This window comes from Labilibaculum sp. K2S (genome assembly GCF_030372765.1).
Taxonomy (GTDB): domain Bacteria; phylum Bacteroidota; class Bacteroidia; order Bacteroidales; family Marinifilaceae; genus Labilibaculum.
This window is the reverse complement of the sequence record NZ_JAUCMW010000039.1, coordinates 1-8,614: the sequence shown is the minus strand read 5'-3', so window position 1 is coordinate 8,614 and position 8,614 is coordinate 1. Positions and strand designations below refer to the sequence as shown.

10 protein-coding genes and 1 pseudogene are annotated in these 8,614 nt (G+C 32.3%); all 11 read right to left on the bottom strand.

Translation table 11 applies throughout. From position 1 onward, the window contains the following. Positions 1-422 precede the first annotated feature (422 nt). Positions 423-920, bottom strand: coding sequence for a hypothetical protein (locus tag QUH73_RS20280; protein WP_289532273.1), 498 nt, complete (start codon positions 918-920; stop codon positions 423-425). A 5-nt stretch (positions 921-925) separates the two neighbouring features. Then, positions 926-1,252, bottom strand: coding sequence for an SEC-C metal-binding domain-containing protein (locus tag QUH73_RS20275; protein ID WP_289532272.1), 327 nt, complete (start codon positions 1,250-1,252; stop codon positions 926-928). A 21-nt stretch (positions 1,253-1,273) separates the two neighbouring features. Further along, positions 1,274-1,993 (bottom strand): hypothetical protein, encoded by a 720-nt coding sequence (locus QUH73_RS20270; protein ID WP_289532271.1) that lies wholly within the window; start codon positions 1,991-1,993, stop codon positions 1,274-1,276. A gap of 14 nt (positions 1,994-2,007) precedes the next feature. Continuing rightward, positions 2,008-2,985: a hypothetical protein gene (locus tag QUH73_RS20265; protein WP_289532270.1), complete on the bottom strand. Its 978-nt coding sequence runs from the start codon at positions 2,983-2,985 to the stop codon at positions 2,008-2,010. A gap of 485 nt (positions 2,986-3,470) precedes the next feature. After that, on the bottom strand, positions 3,471-3,926 hold the full coding sequence (locus tag QUH73_RS20260) for a T9SS type A sorting domain-containing protein (protein WP_289532269.1): 456 nt from the start codon (positions 3,924-3,926) through the stop codon (positions 3,471-3,473). Between the two features lies 1 nt (position 3,927). Further along, complete coding sequence (locus QUH73_RS20255; RefSeq protein ID WP_289532268.1) at positions 3,928-4,521, bottom strand: hypothetical protein; 594 nt, start codon at positions 4,519-4,521, stop codon at positions 3,928-3,930. Between the two features lie 3 nt (positions 4,522-4,524). Then, positions 4,525-5,472, bottom strand: a pseudogene (locus QUH73_RS20250) (RHS repeat-associated core domain-containing protein); the annotation flags it as partial. 56 nt (positions 5,473-5,528) lie between these two features. Continuing rightward, complete coding sequence (locus QUH73_RS20245) at positions 5,529-5,984, bottom strand: T9SS type A sorting domain-containing protein (RefSeq protein WP_289532267.1); 456 nt, start codon at positions 5,982-5,984, stop codon at positions 5,529-5,531. Between the two features lie 43 nt (positions 5,985-6,027). After that, entirely contained in the window at positions 6,028-6,345 is a 318-nt protein-coding gene (locus QUH73_RS20240) for a hypothetical protein (RefSeq protein ID WP_289532266.1), read from the bottom strand. 218 nt (positions 6,346-6,563) lie between these two features. Next, positions 6,564-7,421, bottom strand: coding sequence for a hypothetical protein (locus QUH73_RS20235; RefSeq protein ID WP_289532265.1), 858 nt, complete (start codon positions 7,419-7,421; stop codon positions 6,564-6,566). Positions 7,422-7,908: 487 nt separating this feature from the next. Beyond that, positions 7,909-8,614, bottom strand: a 706-nt coding sequence (locus QUH73_RS20230) for a hypothetical protein (RefSeq protein ID WP_289532264.1), incomplete at its 5' end; no start/stop codon positions are given.

The following is an 8,614-nucleotide window of genomic DNA, read 5'->3' as shown; positions in this document are numbered from 1 at the left end:
TGAACCTCAATTCTGTGAGGGGTCAGTATCACCCGGACAAGGGGTCAGCATCACCAGAATATGCAGCAACTGAATAACGGAATGGAAATTAAGAAGGATTTCTGCAATCCTAAAGAACTTTCAGTATGAATTTATAAATTGCAAGGATTAGGCATATTTAAGCTATTAACTAGTTATAACATGCCTAAATTGTTCTCTAAAGGAGTAATATTATTTCGAAGAATTTGCTAGTTCAGAATGGAACTAAAACAGCATTAAAATAAAAATACTGACAATCGTTTGATTATCAGTATTTTAGTGACCCCAACAGAACCTAATTTTAAACATGCAACCATCTTATCGTGTGGGCTTTAAGAAGATTAAACTAAGGAGATATACCCTTATTTGTCCCCGTTAGTTGCTAGGTGATTAATTCTAGTTTTTTATGGCTCAATACCATAATCCATATTCCAACAAATTATATTTGTTTTATTTTCAATTTCTAATTTTTCTTTAGCCCTATTAGCTCTATAAACAAGATTTATATTCTCGAACTTTTCTTGATCTTCGTACACAACAAAGGCGATTAACTCCTTATCAACTTCTCCATTTTTTTCTACAGGTCTACTCAGATAATAATCTCCAACAATAAAACTTACATCTAAAATTAATTGTTCCGCCTTTCCTTCCGACGTTCTATTAATAGTTCTAGTGAGAAGTACAATTATTGTATCAGACTTTACTAAAGTTGTTATTCCATAATCATCATTAGTTTCAGAATCAAGCATAAATCCTTGACCATGATAAAACTTTTCCAGTTCAATATCGCACATTCCAATATATGATTTCCCTATAAAATCTGAAAAGTGATCGATTTTATCATTTTTCTGTCCCATTGTAAAAAATGGAAAAAGAAATATCACCAATATCAACTTTTTCATAATCTTTAATTTCTATAAATATCCTGCAAGCTATTGTGATCATTTAATGCAATATTTGTTGCTTTAACATCTGCACCCCGCAAAGTCGTTTTCATTCTAGTGGATAATCCCTTGTATTTTCTTTCAGAGTGAATTTTTACGCGTATCTCTCCAGTATTAAGGTTGGTCTCATGCAAAGCAAGTTTTCCTTTTCTGTTTAAAATAAATAAATGACATTGTTTGTACTTCTTACCATTTCCACAATAGCACTTTTCATTTCTCTCAAACTTCTTGTATTCAAATGAATCCTGATTTGAAATGAATTTTTGTATTAGTTTACGAAATATTTTCATTGAGTTCTTAACAAGTACAATTTAGTCCGTTTCTTCAATTATCTCTATTTCAATATCTGCCTCTCTATAAAAATTACCAAATCTGGGAGATTCAAGAAAAAAGAATTTATCACATAAAATATGCCTATAATCTTGTACTACATTTTCTTTAAGCTTAAACATATCCAAACTGATCGTTCCAACATATTCCTTAGAAACAAATATGGTATTAGTTCCATGCAATCTCAATCTCATTGAGGTTTGAATACTTCCAAAATTCTTCTTCACAGTGAATAGAAGTGTTTGATTTGGTAAAATACATTCGGAATAATAACTGTTTCCGCAACCACTTATTGGCCAATATTGAATCGGTTTCCATACTCCTTCTGTATCTTTAGCTTCAATTATTGAGATCAAGCTTCCATCCTGTATTGGAATGAAGATGGTATCTGTAGAATAATTCGAAATTCCAGCTACAAAATCTCGTTTATTTGTAGCTGAATGTACTTCCTTAATTCTTTTGCGAAAGTATTTTTTATCTAACTCTTTTATTTCAAGTCCATTTCTTAAGCGAGCTTCAATTGTGGAAATAAAGTTCTTCGGCTTTGTATCGACTTTTATTTGAAGCAACTCCAAACCTTCTTCAAAGACTAAAGAATCTACAATTTGAAATGGATAATTTCCCTCAATCATTTGACCTTGAGCATCAAAACCCACACAAGCAAATATAACTAGCCCAAATAATATGACTATATATCTCATATCAAAATTAATAATTAGTACTTTGAATATCGAACTGTTGTTTCCTCATTTATCCAATATCCTACTTGGTATTTAGATCCTACTTCAGGATAATCATGAATCCCTTCTTTTGAAGGGAAGTAATGAGGGTATATTTTGATTAAATATTCAAGCCTTTCAGTGTCATAATTATCACATTCAAGTGTCTTCTGAAACTTATCAACTACAAGACAATAAATCATCCCTCTTGGAAAATATATATCTTCTGACGAACTTGCAAATCCTGCATATGCACAACCTAATAAAAAATATGCCTCACCACATAAAGAATCCATCTCGATAGCTTTCAAACTATATTCTCGTGACATCTCAAACCTTTTTTGCTTTAAACACAACTTTGCTTGTTTCAGACACGATTCTAACGATAATGAATTTAGATCTTGTTTTTTAAGCTGATTTGCTTTCACCAATTGACGCCAATTTTCAAGTTCTTTTATTTGTTTCTTCTTCCAAACGGCATACACATATTTCCACTCTGATGTATTCACAATTTGATCATCTAATCGAAAAAATACTCTGAATCTATAAATCCTGTTAGAAGTTGGAGAATGAAAATTAAAAGGATTAAAATCGTAAGAAAGTTTCTTTGATAATTCACTGTAAAAATCACCAGAAGAATTTACATCCATAGCATAACCATCCTCTAGCTCTCTGTAAGAGACAAAACTATCATTTTGTAACGCTTCTAATTCATAACAAATACCGCTGTCTATATAATGCTCTGAATCCCTAACATCACTATTTAAGCATATTTTATTCTGACTTGTTATAAAAGCAGAAGCCTTAAATCTTTGACTTTTTTTAATTAATAGAATACTATCAGCTTCTAATCGAATTTTAAAATCATATTCTGACTTTAACGTATCAAAATTTTGCGCACTTGTAGTTAATCCTATAAACAAGAATAGTATCGAAAGGCATATTTTATTAAAATCGTAGAATGGTATTCTCATTTAGATCATATAATTCTTTGTTAATAAATATACTGCTTAATATTCCAACAAAAGAAAAGGAATGTAAAATAAATTGTAACTGAATAACGGAATGGAAATTAAGCGGGTTTTATGCAATTCTAAAGAACTTTCAGTATGAAGCTATAAATTGTAAGGATTTGGCATATTTAAGCCTTTAATTAGTTGTAAACATGCCTAAATTGTTTTCAAAGGGAGTAATGTTTTTTTGAAGAATTTGCTTGTACTGTATGACGCTAAAACAGCACTAAAACAAAAAACACTGACAATCGTCTGACTGTCAGTGTTTTAGTAGCCCCAACAGAACCCAATTTAAAGCTCTTTAGTTGCTCATTATCTGACATTTGCAATGTTTTAAATGAGTGAATATACCCTTATTTGTCCCCCTTGCCTTGATGCTTTTTTCTGAAAAGAAAGATGCCCCTATTCAAAAAATGAATAAGGGCACAATTAATTAAAATTCTACTTTACTGCTTAATAATCTTCCAAGTACTTTTCTCACCAGCAATGGTAATTACCATAAGATACAAACCTGCTGGCTTATCACTCAGATTTATATCATTGGTTTGACTTGGCGTATTGCTTTTGTAGAGCAAAGCACCTCCTGTTGTAAACACCTGTATAGAAGAATTGGTATCTAAATCTTCATAGCCCAATATATCCACCCGAAGTTGCCCACGGGTTGGATTCGGGAAAATTTTAATTTCCTTTTCAGCCAAAACTTCGGTGAAGAAATCTTCGAATTTCTCAGTAGAAAGCTTTTCGGCATCACCTCCGTTTATTCCGCTTTTTGTACTGCTCAAATTTATAGTTCGACTTACTCTATTTCCTGCAGCATCGTAGGCAAAATTGATATTATTTTGGCTCATCCCGTATATTACACAAGAAAGAATGATAAATATTGTTATGATTATATTTTTCATATTATGTTTTTTTATTGTCTCCAACTGAGACCAATCTTATTATTTTTGAATCTTCGAAACTATCAAATCCTTTATTTGTCCTATAATTCAACTCTATAATTGTAAAACCTCTGTTTAAATAGTTGCCAAATCTATATCTCAGAATCTGAAGACCTGTATAATCCATACCCATTGTGTTAATTATGACTAATTTACTTTTTGACCGAGCAATTTCAAAAGACAAACTCTTTCTCTCATTAAACCCTAATTTCCAAATCCTATCAGACTTGGAAATATTAAGTTTTTTTAATGTTTCGTCAATCTCATCCATTTTAAAATCTGTATTTCTATTAAGGTATTTAAAACTTGTATAATTCTTACACCAACTAAAAAGTCCTCTTTTTACTACAATATCCTCAACAAATTCAAACTCAGAGTTTCCTTTGAAACCATCAATAATTATATTTCCTCTTAATACATCAATCAACAACTCTTCACTTGATGAATCATAATTAAATGGTATTTCAAATGTTAAATATTCCCCTTCATTCAATTTAAAAGAAGGTATTGATACATAATCAACAATAACTCCTGAACAATTTATCAACTCTTTCATAATTTAAAATCCTATTTTATTTCTTAAACTACCCCACCAATTTAATGCTGGTAGAGGTCTTGCTCCTACAGGCGCTGAAGCAACTTCTGTCCATCTTCCATTCTGTATTAACATTTCTAATGGTTTTGAATTTCCAGTTGTTCTCAATATTTCTTTAGCGGCGGCGATTCGATGATGTCCCTCTCCAATATAAAAAACACCCTTTATATCTTTGAATCCAGCAATAATACCTCTAGCAGCTTTAAAATCATACGTTCCATTCAACATGGCCTGCATTATACTCTTTGCTCCATTAATATTTCTTAAACCAATTTGTAATCCCTTTATTTGTCCTCCACCTGGAACAATTATACTTTGTAGGCCAGAAAAACTCACATCGATTGCATTTCGGTCTGGAGCAAAATAACCTTGTCCTAATAATAAATCAATCCATGTATTCGGGTTTGTTGCTCTTCCCCAAGGAGAACTTCCATAATCATCACTAGTTATCTTAACCGTAGGCACCTCATAATCATACATAAAATGGGTTAGTACCGTTTTTCCATTTTCTGTTGTTGCGGTATACATACTCATTTGGATTGGCTTCCCATCCTCAGAAATAAGATTCATAAATTTGTCCAAAGGAACTCCAGCGGCATTATATCCTGAATCAAACCATGCATCAATCACTTCCGAAGATGGACCTGCCTGTACCATTGACCCATCAAAATTATAAATAGTTCCCAGATTCCAGCTCATTCTTGATCCTCCACTTGAACCTCCACGAGTAAAGTAAGGATTATTTTCATACGAAAAGGAGGAGTGATAGTCGTAAATCGGTGTGTTTTGGTAACCACTTGGATCAGTATATTTTAATGGGTTATTCAAGCAATAGCTGTAGCGATTCATGTTTTGGCTGTTTCCAGCATCCTGCAATACAGGATCAGGACTTAAGAAACGCCCCGCCTTAGGATCGTAAACACGTCCGAATGTTACTCACAATTTTCCATTTTTATTCCAACAAGAATTTACTGCTTAATAATCTTCCATGTACTCTTTTCACTACCAATGGTAATTACCATGAGATACAAACCAGCTGGTTTATCACTCAGGTTAATATCATTGGTTTGACTTGGAGTGTTACTTTTATAAAGCAAAGCGCCACCTGTTGTAAAGACTTGTATGGAAGAATTGGAATCCAAATCTTCATAGCCCAATATATCCACCCGAAGTTGCCCACGGGTTGGGTTGGGGTAAATTTTTATTTCTTTCTCAGCTAAAATTTCGGTGAAGAAATCCTCACTTTTCTCAAAAGAAAGCTTTTCGGTATCACCTCCGTTTATTCCACTTTTTGTACTGCTCAAATTTATAGTTCGACTTACTCTATTTCCTGCAACATCGTAGGTAAAGCTAATATTATTCTGACTCATTCCACATATTGTAGTAAATAGAATGAGTAGAATTATTGTTAATATATTTTTCATATTTCTTTTGATCTAGTCATTATAATAGTTATTGAAAATTCAATTAATTCAAATCAACTCTTTTCTCAATTTTTAATATCATATTTCTTCCCTCTTTACCCAAATAATAAATCCTAAAATATTGACCATTCTTATTTATTGGTCCCATTCTTTTAGATGTTTGATGAAACCCATCTATAAACTCATTATCGGAATATTCAAAACTTATATTATCTATATGAAAAGATTCAAAATTCTGACCATTTCTTTCACTTAGGTCATACCCATTTACTTCACCTTCAACCATCAAATACTTGTTCGATCTAATAGCATCCTTTAATTGATTTTCATATGAAATTATTCCAGGTATTTTCACAATCATTACCACCGTCATTACCAATGGGACAAAGGTGAAAATATATAATAAGACTAGTGTAAATTGTCTTCTAACGGTATAGTTTGGATAAATTGATTTGTATTTAACTATAAGTATGATTGGTATTATTACAAAACATAAAAGAGGTATGATATGTAATATTTTACTGTAACTATATGAAAATTCATATATTGTTTCAAATTCCATAGTTGTATTTATTAAAGTTAAAAAATTGGATAAACGTTTGTTACACCTTTAGTATTAACAACTCCAACTGCTGCCCCCCAACCGAGACTATTAGAAATTAAGTAATCTCCATTAGAATTAACTGAACTCGTAGAATGACTAACGCCCAATATTATATCATCTTCCCAACCACTTGAAAAGCCACCAAATGATTCAACAAAATCAAAATTTCTTGCATCTGCTCCTATATATACTGAATATCCAATATTAAAACTAGTACCAATTTGGTACCCCTTTTTATTGGAATACGTTGAATAACTATATAAATTAAAAGCTTGTTTCCCCCTTAATGGTAAGGCATAACCCAAAGCCTGATCAGCTCCTACACCTCCATTAGATCCACCCGAACCTGCTGATAGATTCAAATAAATCACATCTGGAATCAATTTTGCAGTCCAATGAGTATTCCACCAATTGTTTATCATGTCACTATAAGTAGATACAGGAGATATATTTTTCCATTCCGCACCTAATTTAGGAAACTCAGTGTACCCCAATCGTCCATTGAAATTGTAATATACTTTATCGGTTCCCTCTAAAAGTGTTTTCTGATAGTAAGTGCCATTACCATTTTTTTGAATGTCCTCTTTATAAAAATCACCTAATGTTTTATATTTATATCCACCTGCATCAGCCCAAGCTTCTTGAACTACCTTGGATGGCCCCGCATAATTTATTGAACCATCATAATTATAAATAGTCCCCAAATTCCAGCTCATTGTACCACCTCCTCTTGTGCCGTACCAATTGCCACCGCCAGAACTAGCCTGTCCTGTTTCGCTGTAATTGTCTATCCTGTCCGTTGCTCGGCTAGTAAATGCATTCCAAATTTGCATTTTACTTCAATGATATTACGACATCGATTTCATAACAAAGTTCAGAATAAACACAGTAAGCACTATTGATAACACAAAATATATAATAATGTAAAACCCATTTTTGAATCTAATTGAAATCGTCTCATTACACCACAAAATTTTTAATTCCTGATATTTTTTTGTTTTATTATAGCGTAATGAATTAATTATAACGAAGATTAAGGTACCCAAAAGTAGCATTACAAAAGTAGATAACTCAAACTTATCATTTTGTAAAAGGTAAATAACACTCACTATAGATAAAAGGTTGGTGCATTGTATTATGCTCAATATGGCTATCGCATTAAATCGATCCTCATTACCAAATTTATTTTCATAGAATGAGGCTAATCTGTAATAGATGTAATCAAAAACCTTTGTTAATTTCATATTTTTATTATTTCTTATATTAAATGGCTAAAAATTGGAATTATTTTATTGATCACTTATTCCTTGAAGGTATTTGTCAATATCCATACCAAACATCTCCTGTTGCTGGATTATATACTCCATTTAATGTGGGCTTATTTTCCATAATATTTTTTTGTATGATTGGAATTTGAGACTTTGCACTAGTATATAGAAGAGCTCCATAATCTCCATATATTGGTATCCATCCTGCGCCTGCAAATACTCCATCAGCCCAATTTTCAACAGACTTCGGATCATTCGTTAAATTGTTAATTGCTCCAACAGTACTTGCAACATCTCCTAATGTACCAAGTCTACCAACGGTCTTACCATACTTAAAATCAACGCCCCCAAAATGTTTTGAAATTATTGGGGCCATTTTCTGAGGCAAATTTTTATAATAGCTTGCAATAGAACCTCCTACTGTTACAATATCTGCGAGAGGATTACCATAACGATATCCTTCATTTGATGCACCCACTGAAAAAGAATTCACCCCTTTATTAAACCCATTATGCATCCCAAAATGACTAAAACTGCTATTCCAAATTACACCGGCAGCACTACCGAGTGTTTTGCCTCCATAAATAGCCAAGGCGTAATTATAAGTTCCATTGAATCGAAACTGTATATCAAATCCAGCTTGTAAATAAGACTGAATAGTTTTTGCTCCTTGAGAATTATAAGTTCCTTTAACATCTTTCCGAAGATCACTTTTACGAATCCAATCCCCATCTACGCCTTTTATAAATAAATCTTCA